The sequence below is a fragment of the Rhizobium sp. LjRoot98 genome, assembly GCF_964252935.1.
Classification (GTDB): domain Bacteria; phylum Pseudomonadota; class Alphaproteobacteria; order Rhizobiales; family Rhizobiaceae; genus Pararhizobium.
In genome coordinates, this window is the sequence record NZ_CAXUPW020000011.1 from 1 (window position 1) to 18,685 (window position 18,685).

14 protein-coding genes are annotated in these 18,685 nt (G+C 55.4%); 5 read left to right on the top strand and 9 right to left on the bottom strand.

The window, feature by feature from the left end; genetic code table 11:
- Positions 1–58: 58 nt before the first annotated feature.
- The 3 genes from ACSQ3J_RS25375 to ACSQ3J_RS25385 form a co-directional block, all read right to left on the bottom strand.
- Positions 59–1,516 carry a glycosyltransferase family 39 protein gene (locus ACSQ3J_RS25375; RefSeq protein WP_436040574.1) on the bottom strand — a complete coding sequence of 486 codons (1,458 nt, stop codon included), beginning with the start codon at positions 1,514–1,516 and terminating at the stop codon, positions 59–61.
- Positions 1,517–1,662: 146 nt separating this feature from the next.
- Entirely contained in the window at positions 1,663–3,147 is a 1,485-nt protein-coding gene (locus ACSQ3J_RS25380) for a class-III pyridoxal-phosphate-dependent aminotransferase (protein WP_156397445.1), read from the bottom strand.
- Positions 3,148–3,590: 443 nt separating this feature from the next.
- Positions 3,591–3,995 carry a GtrA family protein gene (locus ACSQ3J_RS25385; RefSeq protein ID WP_060503272.1) on the bottom strand — a complete coding sequence of 135 codons (405 nt, stop codon included), beginning with the start codon at positions 3,993–3,995 and terminating at the stop codon, positions 3,591–3,593.
- A gap of 503 nt (positions 3,996–4,498) precedes the next feature.
- On the opposite strand from ACSQ3J_RS25385, the gene ACSQ3J_RS25390 reads away from it, so the two are divergent.
- Both ACSQ3J_RS25390 and ACSQ3J_RS25395 read left to right on the top strand, forming a co-directional pair.
- Entirely contained in the window at positions 4,499–5,971 is a 1,473-nt protein-coding gene (locus ACSQ3J_RS25390; RefSeq protein ID WP_060503274.1) for a GMC family oxidoreductase N-terminal domain-containing protein, read from the top strand.
- Positions 5,972–6,003: 32 nt separating this feature from the next.
- Entirely contained in the window at positions 6,004–7,032 is a 1,029-nt protein-coding gene (locus tag ACSQ3J_RS25395) for an NAD-dependent epimerase/dehydratase family protein (RefSeq protein WP_060503275.1), read from the top strand.
- Here ACSQ3J_RS25395 and ACSQ3J_RS25400 read toward each other — a convergent pair whose 3' ends face one another.
- The 6 genes from ACSQ3J_RS25400 to ACSQ3J_RS25425 all read right to left on the bottom strand — a co-directional run bounded on the left by ACSQ3J_RS25400 (position 7,033) and on the right by ACSQ3J_RS25425 (position 13,548).
- Positions 7,033–7,701, bottom strand: a complete 669-nt coding sequence (locus ACSQ3J_RS25400) for an HAD family hydrolase (RefSeq protein WP_200956622.1) — start codon at positions 7,699–7,701, stop codon at positions 7,033–7,035.
- Between the two features lie 47 nt (positions 7,702–7,748).
- A complete protein-coding gene (locus tag ACSQ3J_RS25405; protein ID WP_082512028.1) occupies positions 7,749–8,756 on the bottom strand; it encodes a UbiA family prenyltransferase in 1,008 nt (335 codons plus the stop codon).
- 30 nt (positions 8,757–8,786) lie between these two features.
- Complete coding sequence (locus ACSQ3J_RS25410; protein WP_436040575.1) at positions 8,787–10,349, bottom strand: hypothetical protein; 1,563 nt, start codon at positions 10,347–10,349, stop codon at positions 8,787–8,789.
- Between the two features lie 199 nt (positions 10,350–10,548).
- Positions 10,549–11,652 carry a NeuD/PglB/VioB family sugar acetyltransferase gene (locus ACSQ3J_RS25415; protein WP_156397448.1) on the bottom strand — a complete coding sequence of 368 codons (1,104 nt, stop codon included), beginning with the start codon at positions 11,650–11,652 and terminating at the stop codon, positions 10,549–10,551.
- A gap of 6 nt (positions 11,653–11,658) precedes the next feature.
- Positions 11,659–12,591 (bottom strand): alpha-ketoacid dehydrogenase subunit beta, encoded by a 933-nt coding sequence (locus ACSQ3J_RS25420; protein WP_060503279.1) that lies wholly within the window; start codon positions 12,589–12,591, stop codon positions 11,659–11,661.
- Positions 12,592–12,594: 3 nt separating this feature from the next.
- On the bottom strand, positions 12,595–13,548 hold the full coding sequence (locus ACSQ3J_RS25425) for a thiamine pyrophosphate-dependent dehydrogenase E1 component subunit alpha (protein WP_156397451.1): 954 nt from the start codon (positions 13,546–13,548) through the stop codon (positions 12,595–12,597).
- A gap of 599 nt (positions 13,549–14,147) precedes the next feature.
- On the opposite strand from ACSQ3J_RS25425, the gene ACSQ3J_RS25430 reads away from it, so the two are divergent.
- The 3 genes from ACSQ3J_RS25430 to ACSQ3J_RS25440 all read left to right on the top strand — a co-directional run bounded on the left by ACSQ3J_RS25430 (position 14,148) and on the right by ACSQ3J_RS25440 (position 18,572).
- Complete coding sequence (locus ACSQ3J_RS25430) at positions 14,148–15,236, top strand: glycosyltransferase (protein ID WP_060503281.1); 1,089 nt, start codon at positions 14,148–14,150, stop codon at positions 15,234–15,236.
- A gap of 488 nt (positions 15,237–15,724) precedes the next feature.
- Positions 15,725–16,666: a sulfotransferase domain-containing protein gene (locus tag ACSQ3J_RS25435; protein ID WP_436040576.1), complete on the top strand. Its 942-nt coding sequence runs from the start codon at positions 15,725–15,727 to the stop codon at positions 16,664–16,666.
- A 715-nt stretch (positions 16,667–17,381) separates the two neighbouring features.
- A complete protein-coding gene (locus ACSQ3J_RS25440) occupies positions 17,382–18,572 on the top strand; it encodes a calcium-binding protein (RefSeq protein WP_436040577.1) in 1,191 nt (396 codons plus the stop codon).
- Positions 18,573–18,685 lie beyond the last annotated feature (113 nt).

Here is an 18,685-nt window from a genome sequence, read left to right on the forward strand (position 1 = left end):
TCAGATCCGGGCGGGAACATATCATTTACCGAGGCGCCGATCTTGGTCGCGCCGGGGCTCAATCATGCTGAGCGGTTTTGCGCATCACATAGACGCGGCCGTCGGCCTCGGTAGCGATGTTGACGAGTGAAAGATGTTGCTTCAGCTCCGCCTCGGTGACGGCATAGAAGCGCCAGTCGATGCGGTCGAGGTAGGCAACGTAGGAGTTTTCCTGTGCCAGCTTCGTCCGCAACGTCTCCAGTTGCGCCTCGAAGGGATTGGCCGGATCGTCGAGGCCGGTTCGCAATTTCACGCGATCCGGAACGAAATGGGCGTCCCGCCTCAGCAAATATGCGATGACATCGCCGCCGTTGCTGTAGATTTCCGCATCCGCCGGCAGGCCACGGAGTACTTTTATAGTCGGCGAATTCACCCATTCACGGCTGGCGTAGCCGACCCCAGAACGAAAGGCCTCAGTGGATCGTACGGCGGTACGGATTACATGGCTGCTGATGACAAGAACGGCGAGGCACACAAGCCCGCGATGCAGGAGTTTTATTCTCGTATTTTCTTCATCCCTGAGATGAGCGAGGATGATCGTCGTCATCAGGACCGTGGTCACGTAGACCGGAAAGGCGTACCGGCCATTCAAAGCCAGATTGGCCTCAGCCGATGTCGAAAGAACGATGAAGCCCATGTAGAAGATGAAAAACAGCCCAAAGAGGGTGGGAAGCATATCGTCAACCACTTTTGCCTTCTGCGCCTGTTGCAGTGTTCTGCGGGCATGAAGAAAAGTCAGGCTGGCCACCGCCACGACAAATGTACCGAACAGGGCGATACGCACCGCAACGGGTACCTGGTCAGGCAGAAGCCAGGCCGTCAGCGCGGTCAGGCTCGTCATCCACTCCTTGGATCCCATGTTGCCATAGAACCACAGCGCGCGACCGACCGAGCGGCCGCTGATGATATGGCTCATGACAGCCCAGCATAAGAAGATCGACGCGCTCACGACCGCGAACAGCACAACGTCGCCGAAGCGGCGCGCCGGTGCGTGCCGGGGATTGAGAAGAAGGCATGCCGCAATCGCCGCACCAAGCGGCGGCGCGGTGAAGCGGGCAAGCGTCGCAACACCGAGCACAACTGCGCTTACCTTCAACCAAGTCCTGTCCTCGGTTTCGAGATACAAAAGAAAGACAAGCACGGTCGCCAGAAGAAAAAACAGGAACGGGGGCTCCGACATTGCCAGAGAATGCAGCGTCACGAACTGAGGCGAAAGCGTCACGAGCGCGGTACCGGCAGCGGCATATACAAATTGACCGGTGGCTCGCATCAGCAAATGCCAAATCAATGCCGTATTCGCACACACGAAAAACAACCCGATTGCCTTTGCGCCGGCAGTGATATCAATCCCGTTCAATGAAGCGAGCATCAACATCCACGGATAGAGCGGCGCATCATAGGGGCGCTCGCTGATTCGCATGTACCGTAAGCTGTCCGGATATATTCCGATGCCGTGGCGGGTGTTGATCAGGAACAAAAGCATGGACAACAGCACAAAGATTGTGCCGCCAATCCAATAGAGCCGGCTGCTCGGATCAATGACTGATGGCCGGGCGTTGTCTGTCGAATCGAGGATAGGAAACTGCATTGCCAGGCCCTTATCTCAGACTGTACCGACGCATTTCAGATGATGCCGCGAAAGACCCGCGTGATGTTTTTCGCGATGAAACGAACAGTTGCCTCGCCCAGACCGCGCGAAAGTATCTCATCCAGTGCTGCGATAAGCCTGTCGATCTGTTCTTTCTTCACGATGAAGGGCGGCATGAAGTGCAGGATGTCCCGTGCACCCGGCTGGAAGTGCACCAGTATATCGTGACCGTCATACAATTCGCGCACGAGCGCGCCGATCAGCACGGTCTGATAGGTCTGAAATAGCGGGTTCTTGCTGATATCCACCAACTTTTCGGCAAAATCCTGCCGGAAATTCAAGCGGATTGCTTGAAACATGCCGCGTCCGCGCACGTCGAGGATCTGTTTCGGATGCTTCGCCTTCAGTCCGTGAAGCTCTTTGGACAGATAGCCGCCCATGCTTTCGGCTTTTTCGATCAGCCGTTCATCCTGCAGGATATTCAAGGTCTCGATTGCGACCGCGCAGCTCTCGCCAAGTCCGCTGAAGCTCGAGCTGTGTAGATTGCAGTCCTTCTTGTTTCCGTAGGCGCGATCAAATAAGTCCTGTGAAGTCACCATCGCCGCGACCTCGCGCTTGCCGCCGCCCAACGTCTTTGCAAGGGTCACGATGTCGGGAACGACATTCTCATGCTGAAAGGCGCAGAACTTGCCGCTGCGCCCCATGCCAACTTTGACTTCGTCGAAGATCGAAAGAATATCGTTGGCCCGGCACAGTTGCGCGAATTCCGTCAAGTAACCAGCGGGAGGGATTTCGCAAGACGTGCCCCGGATCGTCTCGACGATTGCGGCAATGATGGGATTGTTGCCGCGCTCGTCAGTCTCTGCCTTGATCGCGTCTCGCAGTGCTTCGATGTTTCCGTAGGTCACGTAAACGACGTTTTCCTTGGGCACACCAAGAAGGAAACCTGATTGTACGTCCGTTGCCGTGGTGAGAGACAGGGCTCCATGCGTCTTGCCGTGAAATGCGCCCTGCATACAAAGGAATTTGTTCTTTCCTTTGGGCGTCTGCACACGCTCGCTGAGTTTCATCGCAGCTTCGTTGGCTTCGGCGCCTGACACGGCAAGGAAGGAAACCTTCAGAGGCTCGGGCAGGAACAGTGAGAGATTGTAAGCAAGTGCGCCCTGCAATTTATGGGGCGCTACCTTGATGCAGTCGATTATCTTGCGCTCGTGGCATTTCTGCTCCGCCTCGATGATGCGCGGATGATTGTGGCCAAGCCCCAGCACGCCAAGGCCTGCTGAAAAATCAAGCAGCGTGCGGCCATCGTTCAGCCAGATTTCAACACCCTGTGCACCTTTGATATCCATATCCTTCAAGCCGAGGATATCGAACAACTGCAGCATGTACTTGTTCAAATGCTGCGAATAAAGCCTGTTTGCCGCAGCATTGTCGAGGTCAAGGCATTGATCGAGCGAAAGCAGCGATCGATCGTAACTTCTTATGTTTTCTGATGGGGCTGTTATTGGTATTACAGTCACCTGTTATACTCCCAACCGATCACTGGGTTGAAGTATTTTCTAACATGAGCAGCAGTGCCGCGCTATCTAACGAACTATATAGACGCAATGGTCTTTATCGCTGAACCGCCGCCGGAAACTGGGAAGGGGGAGGGCGATGGTAGCCTCGCCAAGCCTTAGCTGAGCCGAGTGCCGTTCCTCTCAACGATCTCAAAACGCCAGCCGTCGAATTCAAAGGCTTTAGCCATGCCTGCTCTATTTTGGGTTTGGCGGATTGAGGCGAGACCTTCGGCGAGAGGCTACGATGTGAGTTCGTCGGTTACCGTCGCAGGGCCTGCAGCAGCCGCGGGCACCAAAACGATGGACATCTTTGGTCTTCGGCAGAACTCTCGGCACTGTTGTAACTTTGATCTCAAGCATGGGAAATGAAAGCCGGACCCCGAAGACCGGTGTCAGCGGGGCCGTCAATCTTGAGCGGCAGACCCGTTTTGCTGGTTCTTGAACACAAGCGCCTTGCTCATGCTGAAGTTGAACAGGAAAACGAGTAGAAGTGACGCGCATTGTGCAGCGACGTAGTGCATCATTCCGAGCAGGACGCTGAAAGCCAGGATGTTGATTAACGCCCCGAGGGTGGACACACCCACGAATTTTGGCATCGCGATCCAATGCGGATCCGCAGAGCGAAAAGTGAAGTGCCGCTGAAGGAAATAGTTGACGATGACGGCGCCATAGAAAGCCACTGTCGATCCCAGCGTCTTGTTCAGGCCTGCAATCTCCACGAGTGCAATCAACATTGCAACTTGCAAGCTCGCTGCGATCGAACCGAAGAGGAAATAGCGCACAAATCTCGACTGCAAAACATGGTTCATGTGAACTCGCAGATCAGGCCAGGAATACAGTGCGCCCAGCGTTGCGCTAATCTTTCAGTAGCTTTTTCTAATAATTATGGCTAGAAGTTATTTATTGTTTCCATCGTCACTCAATGTAACGAGAGGGTGGGCGTCAAAGGTCATGTTGCGTCATTTTGAACGTGCTATTTTGGCGCTGGCGGAGACTGTGGTGGCGGAAAGGCAGCCGGGGGGAGACATCTCCGGTGTGCTGGGAAAAAGTGTGGCGCAGTTTCTAATGTCCGTACACGCTCGGATGCCTGACTATCTTAGTCCGTTGTTTTACGTCCTTGTTCTCATTTTTAATGCTTCACCCCTTCTGCGGAAGGGAAAGTTCTTTCACCAATTGTCGCTTGGCGACCGCTTGAGCGAACTCGACACGTGGCGTCGGTCCCGGATTGAGGTCCGGCGCCGCTTCGTGGAATTCTATGGTTCACTCGGTGTCTTTGGCCTGTATTCAGATCTTTACGGGACGGACTATAAACATGATCAGCTTCCCACGGGGAAACGGGCTCAGTCTCGATAAAATCGTCGCGGACGTCATAGTGATCGGGTCGGGCCCCGGTGGAGCTGTGACAGCATCCATATGCGCTGAGGCAGGCAAATTCGTTGTCATGCTGGAAGAGGGGGAGCATCTTCCATTAGAATCCGCGCCACATTTTTCGCGTGAAGAAATATTGCAGAAGTACCGGAATGCCGGCGTCAACATAGGGTTCGGCTCAACGAAACTTGCCTATGTTGAAGGATGCTGCGTCGGGGGCGGGAGCGAGATCAATCGGGGCCTTTACCACCGCATTTCCGCGGAGGTTCTGGAGAATTGGCGGCGTGACTACCGGGTCGAAGCGCTGACGGCATCCGACCTCGAACCGCATTTTGCGGCGTGCGAAGAGGTTGCCAAGGTACAGTACCTACCTGGCCCAGCGCCGCAGTTGTCGGCAAAGCTCGCGTCCGGTGCCAGCAACCTCGGTTGGGCATGTCTTGAGGTCCCCCGCCTGTACGCATACGCCACCGATCTCGTGACGGGTTCTCCTGGCCGAAAACAATCCATGTCGGAAACGTTTGTGCCTCGTTTCATGAAGGCCGGGGGTACCCTCATGGCGGGTACCCGCGCAACACGGATCTCGCGGGGCTCCGGAAGCTGGATTGTCACCGCGCTTTCAAAGGACGGCAAGAACTGGCGGCAACTTGAACTTAGCGCGAAGACCTTGTTCGTCGCCGCAGGCGCGGTACAGACGCCGTGGCTGCTGCGCCGCTCCGGAATAAAAACGAATGTCGGCAATAGCCTGAGATTTCATCCTATGCTCAAGGCGGTCGCGATGTTTCGGGACGAAATAAACACACCCGGAGAACTTGAGCCCGTTCACCAGATCAAGGAGTTCGATCCACGTTTCAGCATGGGCTGCTCGATGAGCAAGCGCCCCGCACTCGCACTGGCCATGGCAGTTCATCCGGAAATGACCGAGGCGGTCGACCGTGACTGGCGTCGCATGGCAATATACTACGTGCAGAGTACTGGAGGGACCGGGCTGGTCAGGAGCCTGCCCGGCTTCCGCGATCCGCTTGTGCGTGTCAGTCTTCACCCGCCAGATCTGAAGGAATTGGCCGACGGACTTGCCCGATTGGCCGAGGTTCTCTTTGCCGCCGGCGCGGAGGCGGTCTACCCGAGCATTCCCGGCTACCCCGCGCTCCTTTCGCCAGCCGACATCGCCAAGCTGCCGGAGACGATTTCGCCAAAGCAGGCGAACGCGACGGCATTGCACCTGTTCTCATCCTGCCCGATGGGTGAAGACGAACAGAAGTGTGCAGCGGATTCATTCGGCCGCGTGCATGGACTGGATGGGCTTTATATCGCCGATGCGTCGCTGCTTTGCGGCCCGACTGTCGTTAATCCGCAGGGCACCGTTATGGCCGTCGCGCGCCGGAACGTGATGCATGCCATCAGTGCCGGCGCGATCTGAGCGCGCAATTCACAGTGGGTCGGAGGGTAGATATGCGACACCTTATTACTGGGGGATCAGGCTTTATCGGCAACCTGGCTGCGCGGCGGCTGCGCGACCGGGGTGATGACGTTCGCGTGCTCGATATATGGGAGGACGAGTCCCGGCCAAGGGACATCGAATTCGTCAAGTGCTCCGTACTTGACCGCGACGGTGTGCGCGCCGCTATGCGGGACGTCGATGTCGTGCACCACAATGCCGCGCTGGTGGCGCAGACCGATGCCGGACGTGATTACTGGCAAGTCAATGTCGAAGGAACACGCATTGTCACCGAGGAAGCCGCGAAGGCGGGCGTGAAATCGTTGATCCATGTCAGCTCGACCGCCGCCTACGGTATTCCGCCATCCGGGCCGATCACAGCACAAACGCCACTTAACCCCGTCGAACCCTATGGTAAGTCGAAGCGTGCCGGCGAACTGTTGGCGGAGGATATCTGCAAGGCGAATGGCATCACTCTGATCACAATCCGTCCCCGAGCCACCCTCGGCGGCGGGCGGCTCGGTATCTTCCAGATCCTGTTTGAATGGATCCGGGAGAGCCGCTCCGTCTATGTGATCGGAAGCGGCAATATCAAATTCCAGTTCATCCACGCGCACGATCTCATGGACTTTTACATGCTTGCGTTGAATGTCGGCAAAAGTGCGACCTATAATGTCGGGACAGATCGTTTCGGCACTTTGCGAGGCGATCTGGAAGCGCTCATTTCCTATGCGGGCAGCCGCTCAAAAGTAAAGAGTCTGCCAACTGGCCTGACCATAAACACGTTGCGGGCATTGCACTGGATGAGGGTTTCGCCGCTGGTGCCATGGCACTATCTGACCTATCACAAGGAATGCTATTTTGACGTCGAGCCGCTACTGCAATTGGGTTGGCGTCCAACATATTCCAACCAGGATATGCTCAGAGAAAGCTATGATTGGTATTGCGAAAGCCTAAGATCCACGAAGCTTAGCGCAGGTGGAAGCCCGCATCGGTCTCCGATACGGCAAGGGGCTTTATGGCTGTTGAAAGTTGTGTCCTGATCAGGATTGCTTTGCTCCTGCCACGACTGGGCTGAAGACCGCGTCGTCAAAGTTGCGGAACGTGTCAATGTTAACAAGAGGCTTGCGGCTCTTGATCAGCGCCCGCATGCCGTTCCGCCGCGCGACTTCCCAGTCACGATCAACCCTGTCTCCGATCATGATTGCGGCTTGTGCCGGAACATTAGCTTTGTTCAGGACATTCTGTAGGCCCGCTGGATGGGGCTTTAAGAAACCGACATCGGGGTCGCCAGCATACACGACGAAGTCAGCGTTCAGACCGAGAACACGTAGCTTTTCGCGGGCCGGATAATCGGAAAGAACAGCAATTGTTTTGCCTTTGGCACTCAGACCGTCGAACAGTTGCGCGATTCCGGGGTAGCGGCAGTTTCGCAGGGCGTTGAGCGGCCGTCGTTCCATCCACTCTTCAACAATCGACCGCACGTATTCCGGCGTGTGTCCCGTACGCGACGCGACAGACTGGTACTGGAGAACCGCAAAATCGGTTGCCTGAGTTTCACCGAGTTCTTCGCGGTAACGGCGAAACTCACGTAAAATCCGAACTGTTTCGAAGCTCAGGGAGGATATGGCGTTGCCTGCGAGGCGAAAAAGCACCTGCAGACGAAGGCGTCTTTGGTCGTAGAGCGTCCCGTCCAGGTCAAAGACCACCATGCGGATAGTATCCCAATTCACAGGCCCGTGCGGGAGGTCAGGCACGGTCATTGCAGCACGGGGATCGATATGAAGGACGGGGTCGCCACGAAATGAAGGAAGGGCATGTCGACGAAGGTCGCAAGTACGAAGACCGCAATACACGCCACCAACATCACGTCGAGCCGGCGGGAGTAAAAGAGCCTTTCCGGGCGCTGGACAACGGAGCCGGGACGGGCGGCCAGCCAGATATAGGCTGCGAATAAGCCGCTTATGAATGGAAAGACAAGAATGTATTCCACCCGGTATTTGACCAGGAATATCCCGCTCAGAAAAGCAGTCATCATTGCATACACGAAGCAGGAAACCAGCAGGCTCTCTTCGGAGTAGTAATGGAAGGAGCGCCGGTATTTGCTGAGCACCGCCACGCCGGCTGTGGCGGAAATGTCCCGATATTCACCGAGCCGCTTTGCGGCCATGAGGAATGCTCCCGCCATCCAGTATGCGGCAAGCACGCTGACAGGCGGCAGTGTCAGGCCATCGACGATCGCCCATCCCAACAGGAACCGGATAGGATTGTTCAGGCACTCCATCAGTACGTCGAGGTAAGGTTTGTCCTTCACGCGCATCGGACGAACGTTGTAGAGAACCCCGGAAGCCAGAAATGCTATCGACGTGAGAAAGAAAAGCGTTCCGATAAGATAACCGAGTAAAAGTCCGGTGATCGCGAAAAGGAAGTACTCAGCGTAGACAATACTTGGCCGCAACGCCACGACCACGGCGCGGCGCAGAGATTTGGTCGGATGGGCGGCGTCGTGTTCGCGGTCAAGCCATTCGTTGATGACGTAGTTCGCCGACGCGATGCAGATCGCGCTCAGGAGGCCGACCGGCACATTGAAGTACAGCGACGATAGAGCCGGCGACTGCAATGCGTAGGCCAGAATGAGACCAGGCAGAACAAAGACATGTTTTGTCACGTGATCGAATCTGGCGAGGGAAAGATAGTCGGTTAATCGCCCCTGTGGAGCGGCTTCTAAGTTGCCAACGACTGGAATGCTCTGCTGGTTCGTAGGCATGGACCGCCCCCTTCGTCTGGAACCACACGTTCAGTTTGAAGACTGCAATTTTCCGTCGGGTGTCACGTCAGCTTGATAGATGCGGCCGTCCGCGTCGGACTGTACCAGCTTGAGATCCGCCCGCTTCACAAGCTCGTCCTCGCTCGGGAAATAAAAGCGCCAGTCAATCGCATCGAGGATCACCACATACGCTTTCTGTTCCACCAAAGCTTGCCTAAGCCGTTGGACTTGCTCCTCAAACGGATTTTCTTCGTTTTCCAGTCCGGTGCGCCTCTGGCTGTGAGCCGGAATCCAATTTGTCCTGCGCCCCGTCAGGAAATTCAACGCATCGGAGCCATTGGTAAAGACGATTGCGTCTTCGGGTAGAGCGCGAACCGCCGCCACCGTCGGTGACGTCCTCCAGGTGAGACTTTGAAAGCCAATGCCTTGGTCGTAGGCCTCTGCGGTTTGCACAGCGCTGCGAAGAGCGTTGATGGCCAGCAACATAGCCAAGCCCGTGATCACGACGCTGCGACGGACCGGAGCGCGGTTCAAGCGGCCACTGAAGTTCGCCGCAGCGATGACCAACACGAACACGAGGCCAACGTAAAATGGCATGGAGTAGCGATTGTTAAGCTGTAAATTTGCTTCGATGAGGACAGAAAGAATTATGAAGATGAGGTAGAAAAAATTGAAGAAACCAAAGACGAGAATTAGAACGTCCTGCCGAAATGGTCGCTCCAGACCCCAATTGCGCCATGCTGCGCTTATCACGACGAAGACTGCGATACTCACCACCAGCGCAAGCAATGCGAGGCGAACCAACTGCGGAACCTGGGATGGAAGCAGAAAGCTTGCGAGCGCGGACAACCCGCTAAGCCAGCGATCGCTGTCCGCATTGCCATAGAACGTTAGTTGGCGCCCCACCGCGCGGCCGACGAGCAGTTTGCTACCCACTGCCCAGGTTATAAAGATCCCCGCACTGAGAAGAAACAGCATGGCGGTGTCGTAGACGCGCTCCGCCATTGTCCGCTGGCGATTGTAGAAAAGGATGACGGTAGCAAATGAAGCGCCTATTGCTGGCGCCACGAAACGGGCGAGCATGGCCATACCAACCGACAAGGAGGATGCCGCCAAGACCCGGCGATCCTGCTTTTCCAGGTAGGATAGAAAGAAGGCTACCGAAAGCAGCATGAGTGCCATGAAGAGCGACTCTGACATCGCTATGGTGTTTGCCCAGAGGTAGGTCGGGCTAATGATGACCAGGAGTGTTCCTATTGCCACAAATAGCGGCTGGTCAGGCAGGGCATACCTGAACAGGTGAAGAATGAGCAGCGCATTCGCAATGTATAGGACAAACCCCGCGAATAAGGCGACATGCTCCAGATCAAGACCAGCCAGATGTCCTGCGCTCAATATCCAGGGATAGAGAGGCGCATCATAAGGGGTGCTGACAATCTGCATGTAGCGAGTCGTGTCCGGCAGCACTCCAATGCCGTGTTGCGTATTGGCGACGAAAAGAGTTGCAACAAGAATAACGAAGCCCCATGCCATGGCATCGGTAGCCAAAAGCCCTAACGGGTTGCCGCTTTTTGCACTGCGCGGATTGGCCATGTAAGCCCCTATGCGTGCTTGCTTGGTATCGGACGCTCAACTTTTAATTTAGATTAGTCTAAATAAAATGAAGTGAATATACAAGCGCTGTCCTGCATGCGCAGCGGCGCGGGTTGAGGCGTTTCCTGTGCCGCCGCTACCAGCGAAAAGAATGTAGTTTCAGCGAATTCGCGTTGCTTTTCCCAGAACACCAAACGTTCTAGCGGAGATGCCGGCGGCCCTGTGCGTCCACGATGATGCCATCCCCCACGTCGGCACTGATATGCGCGCCATTGTGGATCAGGCAGTCGGCGCCGATCCGGATACCCAGCAGCACCGTTGTTCCCATTCCCACGACCGTCATAGGTCCGATGCTCACCCCACCAGCGAGGATGGCGCCCGGTGTCAGGTGTGCATGATCCTGCACCCCGCTGTCATGGCAGACGATGCTTCCCTGGTTGACGATGACGTTGTTCCCGATCGTGCAACGCGGTCCGATGCTGGCGCCAGCGAGAACGTGACAGCCATGCCCTATCGTTACGGCCTTTGAAACGATCGCCGATGGGTGGATCACCGGTGGCAGAATAAAGCCCATGGCTAAAGCCCGTTCAAACATCGTCCGCCGCAGGTCGTTTGATTGGGCGCCGCCGATGCCGATAAAGGCGTAAAGCGTTCCTTCATCAAGCAAACGCTGCAAGTGTTGTTCCGTGCCGATGACCGAGATGCCGCCGCAGACGTGATGGCCGACTGGAAGCGCCTGATCGGTACAGCCAAGAATTTCATATCCCGACCCATCGAGGGCGTCGATCAGACATGCGGCATGGCCGCCGCCGCCAATGATGACCGCCCGTCGCGCCGCCCCGGCTGATACGGCAGACGGCAACGTGCCCGGTTCGGCGCCTGTGCTGTTCGGCCGGCGGCTGGCTGCAGCGCGCACTTCAGCTTCGCCGATGCGGCCATCGAGGGGACTGACATCCGCAAGATCGATTCCGAGTTCGGAAGCGATCTTGCGGGCTTTGGCCGTTATCGCGACCTCCTTGACCGCGCCATCATCCGCGCCAGGTTTTCCGGATGTGGCGTCCGCATGTTCACTGAGGAGTTCGCACAGTATGGCCCCGACGGGGATAAAGTCGCCAACCTTGACGTCGAGCCGGCCGATAACCCCGGCCTCCGGCGCATAAATTTCGACGGCAGCCTTGGTGGTCTCCAGGACAAAAAGAATAATCCCTTGTTCTACCCTTTGGCCTTGCACAGCCCGAATGTCGATAATTTGAAGGTGGTCCTCGTTGGCGTTAACCCGTGGGGCTTCGACAAGCACGCTCATGAACACCTAGCCCTTCTTGTAAAGATCGATACATGCCGCCTGGATGGCGCTCACGCCCGGTAGCACATCATCCTCCCATTCCCGGCTCGATGGAATGGGGTGGTCAGGACCGGTCAATCCGCTGAAGTGCTTGACCCGGCCAATCAGTGCACGCGCGCACTCCGACCCAAAACCCCAGCCGGGAGAGCCTTCCTCTACGCTCAGCACGCGGGTGCAATTTCCGACCTGGTCGCGGACATCCTCGTAAGGAAAGGGGGATAGCTGTTCGACAGCCACAACACGGGTCGCGATCTCCTCCTCCGTGGCGAGTTTGCTTGCAGCGGCGACCGCGTGCTCGACGCAGCCTCCGTAGGTCAGGATCACGATGTCCGCATCCGGCGGCCGAGGAAGTGCTGGTGTGCCCAAGACGGGCCTGGCATACATGACCTTGTTCTCGATGATCAGGTGAGGGGATCGGGCAGCAAAAGCCCGGTGCAGCAGCGCACCCGGATCCGCATATTCATGCGTGGCAAGCACGGTAAGACCAGGCACGCCGCAAAAGTGCTTTTCCAGGCTTTGCGAGTGTGTCGGCCCGTAGCCACGACGCCCGCCCATGGGAGCGCGGATAATGATCGGGACCTCAACCTGATCGTTGTACATCCAGCGGAACTTTGCCGCATGGTTGATGATCTGGTCGGCAGCCAGGGCAATGAAGTCTCCGAACATCAGCTCGACAATTACGGGGCTGCCCTTGAGGGCGAGGCCCGTGGCCATGCCGACGATGCCCCCCTCGCTAATCGGCGTTGTCCAGACGCGATCCGGATGGGCTGAGGAAAGACCCTTGGTGACCTTGAAGGCGCCGCCATACGGATCGAGAATGTCCTCCCCCAGGATCATGAGGCGGGGATTGGCTTCCATGAGGTCGTGAAGTGCGCGATTGATGGATTCGACGACGCGCATGGGTCAGCCTCGCGCCAGAAGAGCGGAACTCGCAGATTCCACGGCGCGGTCCACTACCGATCGGCAAAAGGCGTCAATTTCCTCAAAATTCGCAACACGCCGCTGCATTGGGGGAATAGGATCCCGCGCTCGCGCCTGTTCAAGGCGCACAGCCGGCCGCGTGTCGTCTCCCTTGCTGTGAGGGCCTATTCGCTCGGTTCGCAAATAGAGCCAGCAGGGGCGGGATTCAGCGCGGGCATAGCTCACGGCTTCCCGGGTAAGTTCAAATATCTCAACTGGATCGTTACCATCGTAGGCAAACGTGCGGATGCCGAACGGTTCGGCCCTGGCAACGATCGAACCCGAGACAGTCATGGCTTTGGGAGTCGTTTGGGCGATTTCGTTGTCCTCGATCACAAAGATAACGGGAGCGCGGAAAACGGACGCGAGGTTCAGGCTCTCGTAGACGGCGCCTTCACCCATCGTACCGTCGCCGAGGAAAGCGACGGCAACGGCGCCCTCGTGCTTACGCGCCAAAGCGGCGCCGACTGCCACGGGGGTTAAGCCGCCCTGGATGCCATTTGAATGGAAGTTGCGGAAGCACAGGTGCTGGCTGCCGCCGCGTCCTCCGCAGACGCCGGTTACACGCCCCATGATTTCGGCTATCAAGCCTTCGACTTCACCCGAATACGCAATGAAATGCCCATGGCAGCGGTGGTTGCTCCACACGATGTCCCGTTCCCGGTCGAGCGCGTTGACCACGCCCACAGCATTTGCCTCCTGGCCGAGTGAGGTGTGTGTCGTGCCAAACAGAAGACCCTGGGAAAAAAGATCAAGCAAACGCTCTTCCACGAGGCGGATCAGCATCATTTGCTGATAAAACCGGACAGCAATCGGTAGCTCGAGCCCGAGAGACGAAGTTCCCTTATGAACTTCCAGTTGCGAAAAAGCAAAATCCGGTGCTGTTGACGACGCCACTACTTCAGCTCCCCAAAGAAGATTAGAACGTCTGGTGGATATCAAGCTACACCCTCTTATCTCGAGCGGCAATAGACTTCGAAAGGGGGAAGGAAACTGCGATACTAGCGGCTGTTAGTACTCCTTTTGACAGCTTTGACCCCGGGGTGTTGGAGCTGACTTTGACAGTGAAGACACCATTTTGGGGAGGGCGACATTGCCTGAGTGAGGGCAAAGGATGTTAGGCTTGGCAGTCCGAGCGACATCGTCAATTCAGTTGCCGGATGCAGCAGTCTTGAAAAACGATCTCTGCTGACTGCTTGGATTGCAACTCTATTGCTGGCGATCTTAAGCCTTGTGGAAGCGCAACTTTACCGTTGAATTGCGCGTGTGATAGACTATCGTCCGCGAGAATACCGACGACGTCCCAGTCAAGCCACATCCGGCGCAGCGAACTTGAAATGATTTTGCTGGAAATAGAATAAGTTTCATATGTTTCCCGGATTGTAACCTTCACTGTTGCGATGTGTTTTTTGTGGGAAAATTTGTTTTGGTTTGTTCTTGTGTTTTCCAAAATTGTTCATCGCGGGATGGGCGTAGAGCGTCAGTAGAGGTGGATATTGAAGACGATATTCTACGTAATCACGGCGTTGAACCGCGGCGGTGCTGAGATTGGTCTGAAAAAGCTAATCGAAAGCGGATTTTATGATGGCTGCGTTCTGTATGTAGTTTCCCTTGTTGCGGGAAGCGGTGAGCTTCTGGAAGAACTCAAGCTGTTGAACATTCGGACGACCGTGCTGGTCCCGAGACGAAAGCCGTCAATGTTCAGTATGGCTGTAGCAAGCGTCCGGCTGCTCCGGCTGGTCAGGCTCAAAGCGCCGGATATTTTGATCCTCTCGCTACCTCAAGCCAACATTATTGGAAGGATCGTTGGGTCGCTGTGTGGCGTTCGCACGATTATATCTTTCGAGCACAACACCAAGCTCGCGAAGCTGGCATATAAGTACCTGTTTTTGGCGACATCGCCGCTCGTCGATGTGGCGTTCTTCGATTGTATCGAGACGGGCCGCTCTTCATTGGAAAATTACTATTTAAAGAAGCCAGCTCGGCACTATGTCGTGCCGCTCATTTCTTTCGAAGCATCCCCTGAACTTGAAATGGTTTCGGACTATTCGAAGCTCAGGATCGTGATGGCCGGGCGGTTTACGCACGTTAAAAACCATGTAGTCGCAATCGAAGCGATCTCGGCATTAAAGCAACGGGAAATTTATGTCGAACTTCACATCTACGGGGAGGGGCAGTTACAAGCCTCGCTGATGGAGCGTTGTAAAAATCTGGGCGTGGCCGATCGGGTGTTCTTTCCCGGTTTCATAGAGAATTGGTATGACCAGCCGGATTTTAACTGTTTCCTCCTGACAAGTAAGCATGAGGGGCTTTGCTTTGTTGCGCTGGAGGCGCTGTGGAAGGGGATTCCGGCAATATTGGCACCTGTCGGCGGAATACCGGGCTACGCAAATGACAGCAATGCGATCGTTTTGATGGACACGACACCCCGTTCGGTTGCGCAAGCCATTGTGGAGCTCATCCACACGCAGCCGGATATAATCTACGCTCGCAGGAAAGCCGGTCAGGCGATTGTCCAGCAAAAAGCTGGAACTTCCGCGGTGCAGCTGGAACATGACAGGATTCGCAAGGAAGTTCTTTTGTAGGCGCACTTTCCATTTTGAGAGTGCGCGTTGCGCGCGCCTGCTTTTAGATGCTCATCTCAGAAAATCCTGAGTATCGGCGATTTGGCGTTCTCCCTTGCAGAAGGGCCTTCCACGAGAACTGAATGGTGGGCTTGGAGTTCGGAAGCAACGCGAAATTGACCTGTGGCGAAGCAACTGCAGGCGTCGGATTGCCTTCCGCTCAATGCCTGAGTGTGGTTTCATTTGGGGGTCAGGCTAGCGCCAGCGAGAAGCGAAATTATCACTTGTGGGCACTTTGTACATTTAGTAATATATAAAATACAGGGAGTGCAGCATCGATGCGATGCATTTCAAGACGTTATGAATTATAACATCTATTATATTGGAAATGTCGGCGTAATTGTATGTAAATACTTCTGTTATAGTTGTTAATTTTTAAACTCTGTAGAATTTCGGTGTAAAAGTATCAGTTGCGGATATGGCTTTGCCAATCAACAAGGGTTCCATCCATGATGCCCGTTTCATATGAATCCAACGGAAAGAAACCACATGGGATTTGGAGAGGGTTGACGGAACCGTACGAAACATTGCGATATTTCTGGAAATTTCTACGCAAGCGGCGCAAGGGGGCCGCTCTCGCGCGGCATGCGGAAAAAACCGACGCTTGTCTGGTTTCTTTTCCGAAATCTGGCCGAACTTGGCTGCGTTATATACTGTCGTTTTATTTCGCGGCGGCCTTTGGCGACAACGCCAAAACGAACTTGCATAATATGTTTGCGCTTGTTCCGAATTTTGACCTGGACCCGATACGCGGGATTCCTGCCTTTATATCCCAAGGTGTACATGGCAAGATGCCAATGGTGGTTGTCAGCCACGAAGCCAGATCACAGGTCCCGCCCAAGCTGCCGATTATCATCATGGTTCGCGATCCGAGGGATGTTCTCGTATCAGGATTTTTCCATGCCACTCGACACAAGGGGCGTTTTTCCGGTTCGTTGTCGGACTTCATCGACGATGCCGACTACGGAATGCCCAAGATGATCTCCTATCTTAACGGATGGGCCAGCGGTCTCTCCGGCAGACGTCACCACATTGTGAGCTACGAAAACCTTTCGGCCGTCCCGCTGAAGGAGATCGAAGGGATACTCAATTTCCTGGGATGCGAGGTCAAGCCTGCCGTTCTTAAAGCTGCCATAGATGCGGGCCAGTTCGAAAAGATGCAGGAAATGGAAGTCGCCGAAGGCATCCCAGCACACGAATACGATCGTACTGACCTGCAGAGCATGCGCATGCGCAAAGGCCTTGTGGGCGGATTTAACGATTATCTGAGCGATGACGAGATAGCGCGCATTGAAGAATACTGCCACCGCGATCTGACACCTGATGCCAAGAAACTCTTGGCTGCGACCAGCGCAGATTTCAATACGCCAAATTTCCGGCTGCCTGCTTGATTGGCGCTCCGATTTTTGGTTGGCGCGAACTAGAATTTCCCGGAGTTCTGTCGACCGCTTGCACTTGGCATGCGATGTTCATTTTACGATCGGCCATTTACAGTTCGTGGCGGCGATGCTGGATCGCCAACTCAAGCACCCGCTTCAAGCGGTCAATATCTGGCGATGTCCGCCTACCGCTACTTTGGGCTACCTGAAGGTTCCGGTCGATATATTCAATCGCTATCGCGAGTTCGAAATCAGCAATCCCTCTATCGTCTGCGAGTGATTGCGCGACGGTCCAAAGGTCGCATGACATCATGCCCTCCCACGCCTAATTGATCTCGGCGGTGCCTAGCCTAATGGCCGGATATTAACAAATATCTAATATAGCAATTACTACTATATATGCAGTGATGCTCATGAGCGCTGACGCACCCATCTGTATCCTGCTCGCCTGTAAAACTGATCGGCCACTTGTTGGAGGCCCAATTCGGCAGGTCGCGTCTTATCTCATGTTCTCTTCAACATCCAGGTAGGCTGCGGATGGTGAGAACCCAGTTCCACGTTGTAAAACCAGGCCCACAGTGTTATTTTAGGCTCCTCTCATATTTATTCGAATTCAGCACTCAGCGCCGTGATTTCTCGAAGCACTTTTTCGCCGATTGAAAGCCTAGACGGGGCTTGAACCGCCATCGTGGCGCCTTCCGTCCTAAAATCTCAGGGGGATGAAACAATGATTCTCAAGGGAACTCTGCTGGCAGACGTGTTGTTCGGCGCCAATGACGCAGATACGATTTATGGCTACGCTGGCGACGACGTGTTGTGGGGATATGACGGCAATGACTACCTCGATGGCGGCGATGGCAACGACAGGCTTTACGGAGGCCTCGGAGACGATTTCTTCAAGGCTGGCCCCGGAAACGACTACGCCGAAGGTGGTGACGGGAAAGATAGTTTCGATGGCGGCACAGGCGACGACCATTTTATCGGTGGCCTGGGTAACGACATTTTCGAGGGCGGTCAGGGCGACGACTTCATCGATGGAGGCGATGGCCATGACCATATTCTCGGTGGGGCCGGTAACGACACGATTTATGGTGGAGCCGGTGAGGAATATATCGACGCGGCCGATGGCGACGATGTGATCTATGCGGGTTCAGGGAATGATGGATTTGGCGAGCGTATCGACCCAGCCACCGGCCTGATGACACAGCAAGCAGTGAGCGGTGGAGCTGGTAACGATCTGATCTACGGCGAAGGCGGAAAGGATCTCTTGAAAGGGCAAGCCGGTAACGACCGGATGTTCGGCGGTGACGGCGACGACAAGGTTGATGGTGGAGATGGTGACAACTTTCTCTCCGGTGGTGATGGAAACGATATCATCGATTCCGAAGGCGGCATCGACGAGGCGCGCGGCGGCGATGGCAACGACAGGATCGAACTGGGCGGCGGGGCCGACATTGCATTCGGGGATGCCGGCGCGGATAGTTTAAGCGGTGAGGGCGGCAATGATGTCCTGAATGGCGGCGCCGGCAATGACCTGTTCTACGGCGGTGACGGAGATGACGTTCTAAACGGCGACGCGGGCCAGGATACCCTTATCGGCGATTCAGGGGTGGATGTGCTGTGGGGCGGTGCAGATGCCGACAGGTTTGTATTCAAGGGCGCCGGCGCTTTTCTCGGGCAGGACACCATTATGGATTTCCAAGATGGCGTCGATATTCTCATTCTGGAAAAAATTGGTATCCGGCAATATTCAAGCACGGGTGCGGCCGGTACCGTTTATGCCTACGACGATCCAACCGGAGGTGTTCTGATTAAAGGCTACGATGCCGCTGGGAAAATGTTCTCGGTGCTTGTCGATGATCCAGGCAATAGTTTGACCGCATCCAATTTCAGCAGTGCTGATTTCTTGTTCGCTTAGCCGCAGCGCCGCGAGGAGACTGTATGAATACTTTCACACGCGTCACATGCTGTCGCTGATTGCCATTCCTAATTAATAGGATAGGCTTGGCAGAGATTTGAACTTCATCGAAT

Bases quoted from the DNA above. Each gene is read 5' to 3' on its own strand.
- ACSQ3J_RS25385 (WP_060503272.1), bottom strand. From the start codon at position 3,995: ATGAACCATGTTTTGCAGTCGAGATTTGTGCGCTATTTCCTCTTCGGT.
- ACSQ3J_RS25390 (WP_060503274.1), top strand. From the start codon at position 4,499: ATGATCAGCTTCCCACGGGGAAACGGGCTCAGTCTCGATAAAATCGTC.
- ACSQ3J_RS25395 (WP_060503275.1), top strand. From the start codon at position 6,004: ATGCGACACCTTATTACTGGGGGATCAGGCTTTATCGGCAACCTGGCT.
- ACSQ3J_RS25400 (WP_200956622.1), bottom strand. From the start codon at position 7,701: ATGGTGGTCTTTGACCTGGACGGGACGCTCTACGACCAAAGACGCCTT.
- ACSQ3J_RS25405 (WP_082512028.1), bottom strand. From the start codon at position 8,756: ATGCCTACGAACCAGCAGAGCATTCCAGTCGTTGGCAACTTAGAAGCC.
- ACSQ3J_RS25410 (WP_436040575.1), bottom strand. From the start codon at position 10,349: ATGGCCAATCCGCGCAGTGCAAAAAGCGGCAACCCGTTAGGGCTTTTG.
- ACSQ3J_RS25415 (WP_156397448.1), bottom strand. From the start codon at position 11,652: ATGAGCGTGCTTGTCGAAGCCCCACGGGTTAACGCCAACGAGGACCAC.
- ACSQ3J_RS25420 (WP_060503279.1), bottom strand. From the start codon at position 12,591: ATGCGCGTCGTCGAATCCATCAATCGCGCACTTCACGACCTCATGGAA.
- ACSQ3J_RS25435 (WP_436040576.1), top strand. From the start codon at position 15,725: ATGATGCCCGTTTCATATGAATCCAACGGAAAGAAACCACATGGGATT.
- ACSQ3J_RS25440 (WP_436040577.1), top strand. From the start codon at position 17,382: ATGATTCTCAAGGGAACTCTGCTGGCAGACGTGTTGTTCGGCGCCAAT.